This is a genomic window from Haloplanus rubicundus, from assembly GCF_003342675.1.
Classification (GTDB): domain Archaea; phylum Halobacteriota; class Halobacteria; order Halobacteriales; family Haloferacaceae; genus Haloplanus; species Haloplanus rubicundus.
Map to the genome: position 1 here is coordinate 400,674 of NZ_CP031148.1, position 13,433 is coordinate 414,106.

At 67.4% G+C, this 13,433-nt stretch carries 15 protein-coding genes; 10 read left to right on the forward strand and 5 right to left on the reverse strand.

Going from position 1 to position 13,433, the window contains the following annotated elements:
- Positions 1 to 78 precede the first annotated feature (78 nt).
- Complete coding sequence (locus DU484_RS02915; RefSeq protein ID WP_187347751.1) at positions 79 to 912, forward strand: S26 family signal peptidase; 834 nt, start codon at positions 79 to 81, stop codon at positions 910 to 912.
- Between the two features lie 69 nt (positions 913 to 981).
- Here DU484_RS02915 and DU484_RS02920 read toward each other — a convergent pair whose 3' ends face one another.
- On the reverse strand, positions 982 to 2,514 hold the full coding sequence (locus DU484_RS02920; protein ID WP_114605068.1) for a Cdc6/Cdc18 family protein: 1,533 nt from the start codon (positions 2,512 to 2,514) through the stop codon (positions 982 to 984).
- Between the two features lie 804 nt (positions 2,515 to 3,318).
- On the opposite strand from DU484_RS02920, the gene DU484_RS02925 reads away from it, so the two are divergent.
- The 5 genes from DU484_RS02925 (at position 3,319) to DU484_RS02940 (ending at position 6,300) form a co-directional block, all read left to right on the forward strand.
- Positions 3,319 to 3,960, forward strand: coding sequence for an Era-like GTP-binding protein (locus DU484_RS02925; protein ID WP_114584698.1), 642 nt, complete (start codon positions 3,319 to 3,321; stop codon positions 3,958 to 3,960).
- 5 nt (positions 3,961 to 3,965) lie between these two features.
- Positions 3,966 to 4,355 (forward strand): DUF2073 domain-containing protein, encoded by a 390-nt coding sequence (locus DU484_RS02930; protein WP_114587144.1) that lies wholly within the window; start codon positions 3,966 to 3,968, stop codon positions 4,353 to 4,355.
- A gap of 2 nt (positions 4,356 to 4,357) precedes the next feature.
- Positions 4,358 to 5,074, forward strand: a complete 717-nt coding sequence (locus tag DU484_RS02935; protein ID WP_114605069.1) for an OapC/ArvC family zinc-ribbon domain-containing protein — start codon at positions 4,358 to 4,360, stop codon at positions 5,072 to 5,074.
- A 351-nt stretch (positions 5,075 to 5,425) separates the two neighbouring features.
- Positions 5,426 to 5,515 carry a hypothetical protein gene (locus DU484_RS20800; protein ID WP_449405119.1) on the forward strand — a complete coding sequence of 30 codons (90 nt, stop codon included), beginning with the start codon at positions 5,426 to 5,428 and terminating at the stop codon, positions 5,513 to 5,515.
- Positions 5,515 to 6,300: a DUF7089 family protein gene (locus DU484_RS02940; RefSeq protein ID WP_114605070.1), complete on the forward strand. Its 786-nt coding sequence runs from the start codon at positions 5,515 to 5,517 to the stop codon at positions 6,298 to 6,300. The genes DU484_RS20800 and DU484_RS02940 overlap by 1 nt, the downstream gene beginning before the upstream one ends.
- Positions 6,301 to 6,319: 19 nt before the next feature.
- On the opposite strand, the gene DU484_RS02945 is transcribed toward DU484_RS02940, so the two are convergent.
- On the reverse strand, positions 6,320 to 6,907 hold the full coding sequence (locus DU484_RS02945; protein WP_114584701.1) for a DUF7090 family protein: 588 nt from the start codon (positions 6,905 to 6,907) through the stop codon (positions 6,320 to 6,322).
- 56 nt (positions 6,908 to 6,963) lie between these two features.
- Positions 6,964 to 7,422 carry a DUF2391 family protein gene (locus DU484_RS02950; RefSeq protein ID WP_114584702.1) on the reverse strand — a complete coding sequence of 153 codons (459 nt, stop codon included), beginning with the start codon at positions 7,420 to 7,422 and terminating at the stop codon, positions 6,964 to 6,966.
- 100 nt (positions 7,423 to 7,522) lie between these two features.
- Between DU484_RS02950 and DU484_RS02955 the strand changes: the two genes are divergently transcribed.
- Positions 7,523 to 8,524, forward strand: a complete 1,002-nt coding sequence (locus DU484_RS02955) for an AI-2E family transporter (RefSeq protein WP_114584703.1) — start codon at positions 7,523 to 7,525, stop codon at positions 8,522 to 8,524.
- Positions 8,525 to 8,564: 40 nt separating this feature from the next.
- Here DU484_RS02955 and DU484_RS02960 read toward each other — a convergent pair whose 3' ends face one another.
- Complete coding sequence (locus DU484_RS02960; protein WP_114584704.1) at positions 8,565 to 9,347, reverse strand: sulfurtransferase; 783 nt, start codon at positions 9,345 to 9,347, stop codon at positions 8,565 to 8,567.
- A gap of 233 nt (positions 9,348 to 9,580) precedes the next feature.
- Between DU484_RS02960 and DU484_RS02965 the strand changes: the two genes are divergently transcribed.
- The gene (locus DU484_RS02965; RefSeq protein WP_114584705.1) at positions 9,581 to 10,441 is read left to right on the forward strand and encodes a sulfurtransferase; all 861 of its coding nucleotides are present in this window, start codon (positions 9,581 to 9,583) and stop codon (positions 10,439 to 10,441) included.
- Positions 10,442 to 10,550: 109 nt separating this feature from the next.
- Positions 10,551 to 11,153: a transcription antitermination protein gene (locus tag DU484_RS02970; RefSeq protein WP_114584706.1), complete on the forward strand. Its 603-nt coding sequence runs from the start codon at positions 10,551 to 10,553 to the stop codon at positions 11,151 to 11,153.
- A 41-nt stretch (positions 11,154 to 11,194) separates the two neighbouring features.
- On the opposite strand, the gene DU484_RS02975 is transcribed toward DU484_RS02970, so the two are convergent.
- The gene (locus DU484_RS02975) at positions 11,195 to 11,458 is read right to left on the reverse strand and encodes a DUF7553 family protein (RefSeq protein WP_114584707.1); all 264 of its coding nucleotides are present in this window, start codon (positions 11,456 to 11,458) and stop codon (positions 11,195 to 11,197) included.
- Between the two features lie 84 nt (positions 11,459 to 11,542).
- Between DU484_RS02975 and DU484_RS02980 the strand changes: the two genes are divergently transcribed.
- The gene (locus DU484_RS02980; RefSeq protein ID WP_114605071.1) at positions 11,543 to 13,402 is read left to right on the forward strand and encodes an SLC13 family permease; all 1,860 of its coding nucleotides are present in this window, start codon (positions 11,543 to 11,545) and stop codon (positions 13,400 to 13,402) included.
- Positions 13,403 to 13,433: the final 31 nt, after the last annotated feature.

Consider the following 13,433-nt stretch of genomic DNA (forward strand, 5'->3'; position numbering starts at 1 on the left):
CCGAGGGGTGGGTGGGTTCGGGCAAAAGCGTGCCGGAAGTCCAGAACCTTCAACTCGGGCGGGGGTAAACGGAAACCGATGAGCGCCGACGACGGTCCCCGCCCTCCGGACGGTCACGGCCCCGAGGGTGGCGACGGTGGGGCGACCGGCCCGCTCCGACGGGTGCTGACGGCGACGGACGGTCCCCTCCTAGTTGTTCGCGAGACGGCCCTCTCGGTCAGCGCCGTGGTCGTCATCGGCCTCCTCCTCTTTGCCATCAGCGGCGTCTGGCCGCCGATGGTCGCCGTCGAGAGCGGGAGCATGGAGCCACACATGCACAAGGGCGACCTGGTCTTCATCACCGACACCGGCCGGTTCGCGCCCGACGCCGCCCACGGTGACACCGGCATCGTCCCCCGGGACGTGGCCCGCGACACCGACTACTGGAAGTTCGGGGGCTACGGGTCGGTGATCGTCTACGACGACCCGGGCGACGCCGGCCCACCCGTGATCCACCGCGCCCACTTCTGGGTCGATGAGGGGGAGAACTGGTACGACCGGGCCGACCCCGACTACGTGAGCGCGGCGGACTGCGGGGAGATGCGGAACTGTCCCGCGCCCCACGCCGGGTTCGTGACGAAAGGCGACGCCAACGGGGGGTACGATCAGGTGAACGGAATCAGCGAACCGGTCAAACCCGGCTGGATCGTCGGAACCGCACGGGTCAGAATCCCGTATCTGGGCTGGGTCCGCCTCGGCGTCTCCGGGGTCGTCCTCGATTCGACGCCCGGGATGATCGAGAAGGGGACGACGCCGACGGTGGCCGAAGCAGTGACGCCGGTGGAGTCGACGGGGGCGTCGGCGGGAGCAGGGGCGACGGCGACGGAGCCGACGCCGATTCCGGATCGAACGGCCGCGCTGGCCGGGTCGTAGGGTGGCGTGACGCCGGGGGCGGCGTTCCGGTCCGTCGACGACGGGGGTGAGAAAACGAGTGGCGGGCGCTCAGTTGTCGAATCGCGCCTGTACGAACGGCTGCGCGTCTTCGATGTTGCCGAGGCGGGAGTCCGAGAGGAGGACGGCTTCGGTCTCCTCGACGGGAACCGAGAGGCTGATCTCTTTCGTGCGGCCGTACCGGCCCTTCGAGACGACGACGGCGTTGACGATGCCGAGCATGTCGAGTTCGGAGATGAGGTCGGTGACGCGTCGCTGCGTGAGCACGTCGGCGTCGATCTCCTCGCAGAGGCGCTTGTAGATGTTGTACACCTCGCCGGTGTTGATGTTGTGGACGCCGTTCTTCTCCAGGAGGATGATCGCGAAGAGGACGATCTTCGACTGCGTGGGGAGGGTGCGTACTACCTCGACCACCCGGTCGAGTTCGATCTTGTCCTGGGCCTGCCGGACGTGTTCCTCCTCGACGGTGTCGGCCTGACCGCGTTCGGCGAGTTCGCCGGCGGTGCGCAGGAGGTCGAGTGCCCGGCGGGCGTCGCCGTGTTCCTGCGCCGCGAAGGCCGCACAGAGGGGGATGACGTCCTCGGTGAGGGCGTTCCCCTTGAACGCCACGTCGGCGCGGTGCTGGAGGATGTCCCGCAACTGGTTGGCGTCGTAGGGCGGGAAGACGATTTCCTCCTCCCCGAGGCTCGATTTGACCCGTGGGTCGAGGAAGTCGGTGAACTTCAGGTCGTTCGAGATGCCCATGATCGAGATGCGGGAGTTGTCGAGTTCGGAGTTCATCCGGGAGAGATTGTAGAGCGTGTCGTCGCCGGATTTCTCGACGAGCTTGTCGATTTCGTCGAGCATGATGACGACCACGCGCTCGTGGTAGTCGACGGCCTCGAAGAAGGAACTGTAGACGCGGTCGGTCGGCCACCCCGTCATGGGGACGGGCTCCATCCCCTCCAGATCCGATTCGAGCGTCTCGACCCGGTCCTCGACGGCGTCGAGGGAGTCGAACTGGGTGTCGATGAGCGTCTCGCCGCCGTCCGTAACCGCCGAGCGGAGGTCGGCCAGTTCGTCGAGCCGATCCTCGACGACGGCCCGGTTCTTCTCGATGAACTTGTTCGCGAGCTGGGCGAGCACCCGATACTGGGTGTCGGTCACTTCGCAGTTGATGTACTCCACCTCGCAGGGAACGTCGTACTTCTGGGAGGTGGATTCGAGTTCCTTGCTGACGAACTTCGCACTCGCCGTCTTGCCCGTCCCCGTCTTCCCGTAGATGAGGATGTTCGACGGGGTGTCGCCGCGGAGCGCCGAGACGAGGATGGTCGCCATCTGGTTGATCTGCTCGTTTCGATGCGGGAGTTCGTGCGGTGTGTAGGAGGGACGGAGAACCTCCTTGTTCTCGAAGATCGGTTCGCCGGAGAGCAGGTCGTCGAACAGCCCCTGGCTGTCGTCTTCCTCGTCGTCGAGGACGTCGTCGATGTCGACGTCGCGGGAGATGTCGGCGGTCCGGTCGCGTGCGGGGGCGTCACGGAGATCCGTGTCGTCGGACCGCTCGGCATCAGGGCGTTCGTCGGGCGGTGTATCGTTTGAATCCATCCGTTGAGACCCCATCGTTTCGAGTGGAAGACGCCAGCGTATCTGGGAAACCCGGACGCCCCCATCCCCAGCACCGGTACCACGCGTCGAGATGATCCAGAGGAAACAGTGGTGGGGGTGGTAGAAAAAGTTTCCCCTCGGGGAGCGAGCGGCGGCGGACCGACACGAAACGGTGGGGCGGGAGTCGTCGTCTCGGGCGGCGGATCGGGAGCCGACGTATCGGAGGTCGACACGACCGTCACGATCACGGCCGAACCAGCGGCTGACCGGGACGGCCACCGACGCTGCCCTCCCAGTCCGCCCCGACCAACCCCCCCACCCCTTCGTTTCGGGTGGAACGCGATAAGAGAGGGGGTGGGGGGAGGGCGCACTGACGGGCTCCTAGACTGGGAAAAGTATAAGACATTCCGTCTAAAACAGTATCCGTACTCCTTATAGAAGAGTTATTTTGTAGGGGTGGAAAGGGGAAGCTAGGTCGTCGACGCCGGGATCCGGCCGTCCGACCACCCGGCGGTTCGGTGTTCCACCCGAAACGAAGGGGTGGGGGGCTTCGCGTTCGGGTGCCGTCCAACCTCGGCCCGATCGAGGTGTCGTCCGTTACCTCCCGCCTACTGTCTCCCGTCCACCCCTCTCGACCGGAGAGTCGTCAGTCGTCCACTCCCAGTCCGCCGCCGAGCAGTCGGTCGCCCTGAAACTACTGACAGGTCCTTTATGGTTGTCTGACGCACACTTAAGTGAACGGCGTGACGTTCATCCCGCATACGCCCCTCTCGCGGCGATAGACGGGAGGTGCGGGAGGATAGGATGGGACTGCTCACAGGACTCAGAGACAGCATTACACGAGTTACAGAACGACTGTTCTCGGCCAGCGATCCCAAACGCATCGGGATCTACGGCCCGCCGAACGCCGGGAAGACGACGCTCGCAAATCGCATCGCGCGCGACTGGACCGGCGACGCCATCGGCCCGGAGAGTCACGTCCCGCACGAGACTCGGCGGGCGCGGCGGAAGGAGAACGTCGAAATCGAACGCAACGGTCGCACCGTCACCATCGACATCGTCGACACGCCGGGCGTGACGACGAAAGTCGACTACAAGGAATTCCTCGAACACGACATCGACGAGGAGGACGCGGTCCGTCGCTCCCGCGAGGCGACGGAGGGCGTCGCCGAGGCGATGCACTGGCTCCGCGAGGACGTCGACGGCGTCATCTACGTTCTCGACAGCACCGAGGACCCGTTCACGCAGGTCAACACCATGCTCATCGGCATCATCGAGAGCCAGGACCTCCCGGTGCTCATCCTCGCGAACAAGACGGACCTCGACGACTCGAACGTCAAGCGCATCGAGGACGCCTTCCCCCAGCATCGGACGATTCCGCTGTCGGCGCTCGAGGGGGACAACATGGACGAAGTGTACGACAAGATCGCGGAGTACTTCGGGTGATGGAGATGCCTGAAGCCACTCCGACCGACGCCGAGGACGGCGTCCAGATCGACCTCATCAGCGGCGCCCGGATGGAGGGGATGGCGAGCATGGAGAAGATTCGCCTCATCCTCGACGGCGTCCGCGACGGCAATATCGTCATCCTCGAGGAAGGCCTCTCTCCGGACGAGGAGTCGAAGCTCATCGAGGTGACGATGACGGAGATCAGTCCCGACGAGTTCAACGGTATCGAAATCGAGACCTACCCCCGATCCGAGACGGCCGACCGGAGCTTCCTCGACCGGTTGATGGGCCGCGAGTCGACGAAGAAACTCACCGTCATCGGCCCGGCCAACCAGATCCAGACGCTCCACAAGGACGAAAACCTCATCAGCGCGCTCGTCTCGCGCAAGTAGCCATGCCCCACCAGTGCACGAACTGTGAGCGGGTCTTCCCCGACGGCTCCAAGGAGATGCTTTCCGGCTGCCCCGACTGCGGCGGCAACAAGTTCCAGTTCAAGCCGGATTCGTCGACGCCGACGCCGACGCTGGGAGACGACGGCACCGACGATGCCGAGGTGTCCGGCGAACCAACGCCCACCCGGTCGGTTCGACCCGGCGACGACGCCGACGCCCGGTCACCGTCCGACGGCACGGCGTCCGACCCGTCACCGGACGGCACCGCCGCCTCCAATCCGTCCCCGGATGGCACCCCGTCCGACGCCCCGACGGGTCGCGCGCCGTCGGCCCCGGAACCGACCCCCGACGCCGACGCCGACTACATCGAGGCCGAGTCGGACCCGAGCGTTCTGGAGGAGGACACGGCACAGGCCGACGCCCGCCGTGACGTGGTCACCCGCGACGAACTCGACGACGCGACGACTCCACCGCCCTCGGCCGACGACGCCGCACGGACGATTCCACCCGACTCGGACGACGAAACCGACGGTCCCGGCATCGAGGACCTGCGGGCGGAGCTCAACGACCAGTTCGAGAGCATCAAAATCCTCGAACCCGGGCAGTACGAACTCAATCTGATGGAGTTGTACGACCGCCAGGAGTGCATCATCTCGCTCCAGGAGGACGGCCACTACGTCATCGAAGTCGTGGACACGTGGCGGGACGGCGAGCCGTAGCCCGACGGCGAGCCGTAATCCTTTTTATCGCGTCGCCAGTCGTTTCGTCTCCGGACGTCTTCCGCCCCGTGTCGTGCAGTCCCGGGCCGGCCCGTATCGTCCCCTCATCGCGCTCCACGCTTCTATCGGCCAGCCGCTCGCTTCCGACACAAACCCCTTCGTTTCTGCTGCAAATACCCATTTTTGACGACTTTGAGTCGTTCTATCCCCAATTACCGCTGGAATAGAAACGACGCTGTGCCGGTTGCGTCGAGGGGTCGACTCGCTCGGATCACCGTCGACGTTTCCCGTCCACCCGCCCTTGGCGTCGGGACTGAAACGGTTATAAGACGCCGTGCCGACTGTTCGGGCATGAGTCAGGCGACCAAAGTCGTGCTCGGAACGGTTGGAATTTCGGCGGTCCTCGCGGCCGCGCTCGTGGTCGGCATCCTCCTCGGCTGATGTTCGAGCGCCGGTCGCTCTCCGGGGAGTTGGCGGCCGTTCGCGCCGACCACGCCCCCGACGTGATCGTTCTCGACGTCGACAGCGACTTCGAGACGCTGCCGCCCGCGGCCGCCGAGGACCTCGGCCTCCTGGTCGACGCCCTCGACCCGGTCACGCATCCCGCCGCGTGGGTGCCGGACGACGCCCCCCGTCCGCTCCATCGGTACGCCGGATCGGACTTCACCATCGGCCTCCCGGGCGACGGAACGGTCACGTGGACGCGTCAGACCGATCCCCCTATCGTCCTCTGCAAGGCGCGTGCGGCGGGCACGCCAGACGCCTTCCTCGACTTTCTGATCGCCGAGGCGCTCGTCCAGGTGGGTCTCGACGTTCCCGAGTCGTTTCTCCCCTTCTTCGGTGACCGCTACCCGGACCTCGACGCGGCGGTGCCGCTCGACTCCGCGTCGGTCTATCAGATCGGCGCCGCGCTGTACGACGGGTGGCTGGGACTCCAGACCCGGCCTGTCTTCCGGTCGTGGGCCGACGACCACCCCGGGCTCCACGACGCGTGGGTCGACGCCGGCGACCGACTCCGGGACCGCGTCGCCGACCTGCCCGGTGCGGTCGCTCGCGGCGAGACCGAGTTCCCGGACGCGACCGAACTCGCCTGCGCCGCGATCAAGCACGGCCTCGACTTGCCGGCGCCCTTCGCGGCGCTCGATACGACGGCGTACGTCGACTACGGCGCCGACTACGCGGTTCGGTGGGCGAGCAAGACGTTCGAGACGCTCGGCGACGAGTGAGGACGCTACCGGTACTCGATCAGTCGTCGACGAAGTCGACGGCCACGCCGCCGTCGACGCCGAGATCGAGGACGCCGTCGAACAGGTCGCGGAAGCGTTCCAGCGTCTCCTCGTCGTGGACCTCTTTCGAGAGGTGGAAGAGACCGACGGCGTCGTACTCCGCCAGGAGTTCGAGGATCTGTTTCGTCGCCTCGTACACCCGCTCCTCGTCGGCGTAGTACGCCATCTCGGTGAGCGAGTCGACGCTCACCCGGCGCTTCCCGCCGTGGGAGTCGAGGAACGCCTCGGTTTTGGCGACGATGCCGTCTAGGTCGTCGGGCGAGGCGACGTAGTGAACCCGATCCGAGGGGCGTCGGGAGTAGCCCCGCTCGACGGAGAGGGTGTCGAGGATGTCCGCTCGCGACTCGTCGACGTCGTAGTGTTCGAGTTTCTGTTCGACCTCGCGGGCGGTGGTTCGGGTCGAGATGACGAGGAAGTTGTCGGTGTCGGTCTTCAGAAAGTCGGTGTCGATCCGGTCGGTCTCGCCGATGCTCGGGTGGAGGAGGAGCACCCCAGTCCCGCCGGGGATGGTCTCCGGCGCGCCGTCGATGGCGAGCGTGTAATCCATATCGATTTCTCCGACCGGATGGACTTAAGACTGCGGGTGGTCCGGTTCGGCGGGTCTCAAAACAGCGAGTCGGCCGTCGCGGCGCCGACGACGCTGAACACGGCGCCGACGCTGACCGCTCTGATCGTCACTTCGAGCGTCAGGACGGCGACCTGAAGTGGGCCCACCCCGACCGTCCGTCCCCCAGCGGTGTCGGCGAGGAAGGTTCCGGGCGCGCCGAACGCGACGGCGAGGACGAACACCGAACAGTACGACACGAGGACGAGCGAGACGAACCGGAGCGGCACGCCACCCACCTCCGTCTCGCTCTCGGGGTCCCGGTCGTCGGCCTTGTACAGCGCGCCGTAGCCGATGCCGAAGACGATGGCGACGGTCAACAGCGTCTGGAGCCACGTCATATTCGCAGCCAGAACCCACACCTCCTCCGTGACGACGAACGGTCCGGCGAGCAGGAACCCGCCCACGACCTGCTGTGCGGTGTCCGCTAGCCTGAATCGTCGCCGTCGGCCAACCATGTTCGACTCTATCCGGGTTCGCCGCGGCTAAAGTCGTGGCGTTTGGCCGCCGTGAGGGGACCGGGAAACCGTTTTCCCCTTCCCTGTTGCACGTGACGCCGTGACGCTCGACCGGCGGTACGTGCTCGGCGCGCTCTTCGGTCTCATAGCCGTCGGAGCCGCGGTCATGCTCGCGGACGTTCTCGGGACGGTCTTTTTCGCCGTGACGGTCGCGTACCTGCTCTTTCCCCTCCGCAAGGAACTGGCCCGGCGTCGGCTCTCGCCGTGGGGCGCAAGTTTCGTCTCGACGGCGGCGGCCGTCATCGCCGTCGGCGTCCTCGCTCTCCCCCTGATCCTCGTCGTCGTCGTTCGTATCGACGCCATCATCGCCTTCCTCTCCGCACTTCCTCCGACGTTCACGGTCGAACTCTACGGAGTCTCGGCGACCATCACCCTCGCCGAGACTCGGGCGGCAGTCGTCGCCTTCGGCCGCCAGATCGCCCGGTCGTTCGCGCTCGCGATTCCCGTCCTCGCGCTCAAGCTGACGGTGTTCGTGATGGTCGTCTTCGCTCTCCTCTCGCGCACCGCCGAGACCCACCGCGCGATCATCGCCCTCGTTCCGCACACCTACCGGAACGTGGTCCAAGCGCTGAGCGACCGAACCCGCGCCACCCTCTTCGGCATCTACGTCCTCCAGGCGGCGACGGCGGCGGGCACGTTCGTGGTCGCGCTCGTTCTCTTTTTCCTGCTCGGCTATCCGTACTTCCTCACGCTGGCCGTTCTCTCGGCGGTCCTCCAGTTCCTCCCCGTGGTCGGTCCGTCGATCCTGATCGCTCTGCTCGCCGTTGCCCATCTCGCCGTCGGCGATCCGGCTCGGGCGGCGCTCGTGTTCGTCCTCGGCAGTGTCCTCGTGGCGTGGCTTCCCGACGTGTTGATTCGCCCCCGACTCGCCCGGGAGACGGCCGATCTCCCCGGAAGCCTCTACTTCGTCGGCTTCGTCGGCGGCCTCCTGACGCTCGGCCCCGTCGGCATCATCGCCGGCCCCCTCGCCGTCGCGCTCGTCGTCGAGATGGGGGACCACCTCTCCGAGGAACTCAACGAGGTGGCCGTCTCTGAGGATTGAGCTACCCGATTTCCTCGCCCAATCCCGTCGCCCTCTGCGCTCACTCCACTTCGCTGCCGGCCAGCGGCCCCCCCCGCTCCCTCCACTCCGTCAGGCTCCCCTCGTAGAAGTCCACATCGTCGTAGCCCAGATGCCGGAGCGCGACGTACGTGTGGCTGATCCGCCGGGCGGTGTTGCAGTAGAGGACGATCCGGCGGTCGGGCGTGATCCCCCGCTCGCCGAGGATCGATTCGAGTTCGGCGTCGGGTTTCAGCCCCCGCGTCTCGGCGTCGACGAGTTCGCGCCAGTCGAGTTGGACGGCGCCGGGCAGATGCCCCTCCTCGTACTCCCACTCCTCACGGGTGTCGACGATTACGGCGTCGGAGTCGAGCGCCGCCCGCACGGTCCCGAAATCGACCAGCGGCGACGCTGCCGGCTCCCGCACCGCGTAGGTCGAGGGTTCGACGGACGGCGCCTCGGTCGCCGTCTCGTGTTCCCGGCTCCACGCGCTGAAGTCGCCGTTCAGGAGGTGGAGGTTCTCGTGGCCGTACAGGAGGGCGGTGACGAGAAAGCGCGCGGCGAAGACGCCGTGTTCGTCGTCGTACGCGACGACGGTGTCGTCCGTCTCGATACCTGCCTCCTCCATCAGCGCCGTCCACCGCTCCGCGCCGGGCAACATCCCCTCGTCGCCCTCGCCCCTCCGGAAGCGGTCGAACGGCACGTTGACGGCGCCGGGGACGTGCCCGATGCCGTCGAACTCCCACGCGTCGCGCACGTCGACGACGCGCACCTCGTCCAGGTGGTCCGCGAGCCAGTCGACCGACACGACGATGTCCTCGGTCATGGCCGGTCGTACAGCCCCGTCGGGTTTATACTGTGGGCGTTTCGGATCCCGTCCCATTTACCGACAATATTTGCTTCTTTTTGTTCCGCTGTCCGCGGTCCTCCCGCTTCAGTCGTCGCCCACGACCGTTCGTCCGACCGAACGGTGGCAATATTCTCCGGTTAACCCGAGGAATGGCCGTGTCTGCCCGTTGTGTGAGGATTATAGGGGAGGGTACCGTACCGGTGAGTGCTATGTCAGACTCAGCGTACGCGAAGGACGTCCTCGTTTCGGCGGACTGGGTGGAAAACCACCTCGAGGACTTCCAGAGCGACGACCCGGCTCACCGACTCGTCGAAGTCGACGTGGACACGGAGGCGTACGACGAGGGCCACGCCCCCGGCGCCATCGGCTTCAACTGGGAGACCCAGCTGCAGGACCAGACCACGCGCGACATCCTCTCGAAGGACGACTTCGAGGACCTGCTCGGCAGCCACGGCATCTCCGAGGACTCCACCGTCGTACTCTACGGCGACAACTCCAACTGGTTCGCGGCCTACACCTACTGGCAGTTCAAGTACTACGGCCACGACGACGTGCGCCTGATGGACGGCGGCCGCGACTACTGGCTGGAGAACGACTATCCGCTCACGGAGGAAGTCCCCGAGTTCTCGGCCGTCGACTACGAGGCGTCCGGTCCCCGCGAGAGCATCCGCGCGTACCGCGAGGACGTGGAGAACGCCGTCGAGCGCGGCCTGCCGCTGGTCGACGTCCGAAGCCCCGAGGAGTTCTCCGGCGAGATTCTCGCCCCCCCGGGACTGCAGGAGACCGCCCAGCGCGGCGGCCACATCCCCGGCGCGAAGAACATCTCGTGGGCTGCCGTCACGAACGACGACGGCACGTTCAAGACCCGCGAGGAGATTGCGGACCTCTACGCCGAGGAAGGCATCGACGGCGAGGGCACCACCGTCGCCTACTGCCGGATCGGCGAGCGCTCCTCCGTCGCGTGGTTCGCGCTCCACGAACTCCTCGGCTACGAGGACACCATCAACTACGACGGCTCCTGGACAGAGTGGGGCAACCTCGTCGGCGCCCCCATCGAGAAGGGCAACTGACGACGCCCGTTCGCCCGCGACCCTTCCGACCACCCGTTCTTTCGAGTCGAACTCGCTCCCTCCAGCCGCTGGCGATGCATACAAACGAGGGGCCGTCGTATCGCCGCGTATGGACGGTACGACGCTCGTCGACACGGTGACCGACGACCTGGAAACCCAACTCTCCCGACTCGGCTCCTCGAAGTGGCTGTACGCCCTGACCGACGGCGACATGACCGGCGAGGCGGTCCGTGCCGCCGCGGCCGCCGACGCCGCCGCGGCCGCCGCGACGTTCGGGGCGTGGGCCGACGCGGACGGTGCCGCCGAGACGTTCGACGCCCTCGCCACGTCGGCGGCCGACCGCCGAGACGCCGTCGACGCCGACGTTTCGCCCGCCGACCGACGCGTCGACGCCACCCTCGCCGGCCTCGACGGGGCCGTCTCCCGCCTCGGCGGCGCCCTCGGCTACCTCCTCGTCCTCGACCGGACGGTCGGGCAGATGGTGGGCTTTTTCGTCGGCGACGCCGACCCCTCGACGGCCAACCAGTTCCGTGACCTCCGGGACGGCGTCGACGCCGACCGGAGCCGCGTCGTCGACGCCCTCGATTCGGCGTGTGCCGACGACGACTGGGACCGTGCCGCCGACGCCGCGACGGCCGTCGTCGAGGCGGCTTACGACGACTACGTCGAACGGCTAGAGTCGATGGGCGTCAAGCCGAAAAACGTCTGCTGAGGAGGCTACTTCCACCCGAAGCGAAGGGGTTCGGGACGCGCTCACACACCGTCCAGCGTCTCGCGGTAGGCGGTGATCGACGCCATCGCCGCGTCGACGTGTTCGCCCACCGTCTCACCCGTCGCCGCCTTGATCTCCCGCAGCGCGTTCTCGTGGCGGGCGAGGCGGCCGTGGTCCGTCCCGCTTTTCGCCAGTTTCGCGAACGCCTCGGCCTGCCCTTCCAGACGCTCGCGTTCCTCGCCGTCGGCCGCCTCGGCCGCGGCCTGCAGTTCCTCGCTCGCTCGCTGGAGTTCCTCGTGTACCATGTCCGCCGCTACGCCCGTGGGGGTCAAGGGTCTGTTCCTCCGTCGCCCTCCACCTATATCCCTCCACCCGTCCAACGACGACCGATGGCGTCGCCCGCTCCGCCCGGCATGGTGCTCGTGTTCGCGCTCATCGCCGGTGCCCTCCTCCTGTTCGTCACCGAGCGGATTCCCAGCGACACCACCGCCCTCGCCGTCGTCGTCGCCCTCGTCGTCTTCGAGCCGTGGACTCGTGTCTCCGCGACCGAGGCCATCTCGGGCTTCGCCAGCCCCGCGACGCTCACCATCGTCGCGATGTACATGTTGAGCGAGGGAGTCCAGCGGACGGGGCTCGTCGACCGCCTGGGCGACCTGCTGGGCCGCGCCACGCGGGGGAGCGAACGGCGCCTCCTCGGGGCGACGATCGGGACGACGGGTCTCGCGGCCGGCGTGGTGAACAACACCCCCATCGTCGCCGTCTTCATCCCGATGATCACCGACCTCGCGGGACGACACGGTCTCTCGCCCTCGAAGCTCCTCCTCCCGCTCTCCTACGCCGCCATGCTCGGGGGCACCCTGACCCTCGTCGGCACGGCGACGAACATCCTCGCGAGCGACCTCTCCCGACAGCTGCTGGGCCATCCCCTCTCGATGTTCGAGTTCACGAAACTCGGCGTCCTCGTCTTCCTCGCCGGCGCCGCGTACCTGCTCACCGTCGGCCGGTGGCTCACGCCGGCCCGCATCGACCCCGACGCAGACCTCACGCGCTCGTTCGCGCTGGAGAACCACCTCGTCCGCCTCGTCGTCCGCGAGGCCTCCCCGCTCGTCGGCCTGACCGTCGACGAGGCCGTCGCGGAGATGGACGCCGACGCCGCCGATCTCGACGTGTTGCAGATCGAACGCGACGGCGAGTCGTATCTCGCCACCTCGACCGACCGGCAGCTGGAGGCGGGCGACCTGCTCACCGTCCGCACGACCCTGCAGGTCGCCAACCGCGTCGCGACCGACTACGGCCTCCGGCACCGCCACCGCGACGAAGTGACCGAGGACGACCTGTCCGAGACGCCCCACGAGGGCACGCTCGTCGAGGTGGTGATCCCCGGCGAGTCGCGGTTCGTCGGCAAGCGCATCGGCGACTCCGCCCTCGACGAGCGCTTCGATACGACGGTGCTCGCCGTCCGCCGCGGCGACACGGTCACGAACCGTGACCTCGACGACGTGGAACTCCGCCGTGGCGACACGCTCCTCCTCCAGACCACCGCCGGCACCGTCGCCTACCTCGCGGACCGCGACGAGGTGTTCGTCACTCACGAGGCCGAGGATCCGGGTGACCTCGACGCGGCGGCCCGGGCCGAATCGGCGCCCACCCCGCTCGACCCCCACACGCCAGTCGCCGCGGGCATCCTCGTCGCCGTCATCGCCGTCGCGGCCCTCGGTCTGTTGCCCATCGTCATCGCCGCCCTCGGCGGCGTCGTAGCGATGATCGTCACCGGGTGTCTGAAGCCGGCCGACGCCTACGACGCGGTGAGCTGGAACGTCGTCTTCCTGCTCGCCGGCGTCCTCCCGCTCGGCCTGGCGATGCAACGCACCGGCGGCGACGCGCTCCTCTCTTCCCTGCTCGCCGGGAGCGCCGCCGTCCTCCCCCTGCTGGGCGTGCTCGCGCTGGTGTATCTCCTCTCTTCCCTCCTGGCGAACGTCATCACGCCCGTCGCCACCGTCGTCCTGATGATCCCCGTCGCCGTCGACACCGCCGCCCGGATCGGGGCGAACCGGCTCACCTTCCTGCTCGGCGTGATGTTCGCCGCCTCGACGGCTTTCATGACGCCCATCGGCTACCAGACGAACCTGATGGTGTACGGTCCCGGCGGCTACCGGTTCACCGACTACCTCCGCGTCGGCGCTCCCCTCCAACTCCTCGTGACCGTCGTGACGACGCTCGGGCTCGCCACCTTCTGGGGACTTCAGTAACGTTCGCGTCGCCCTCGCACGTCCTCGGTGC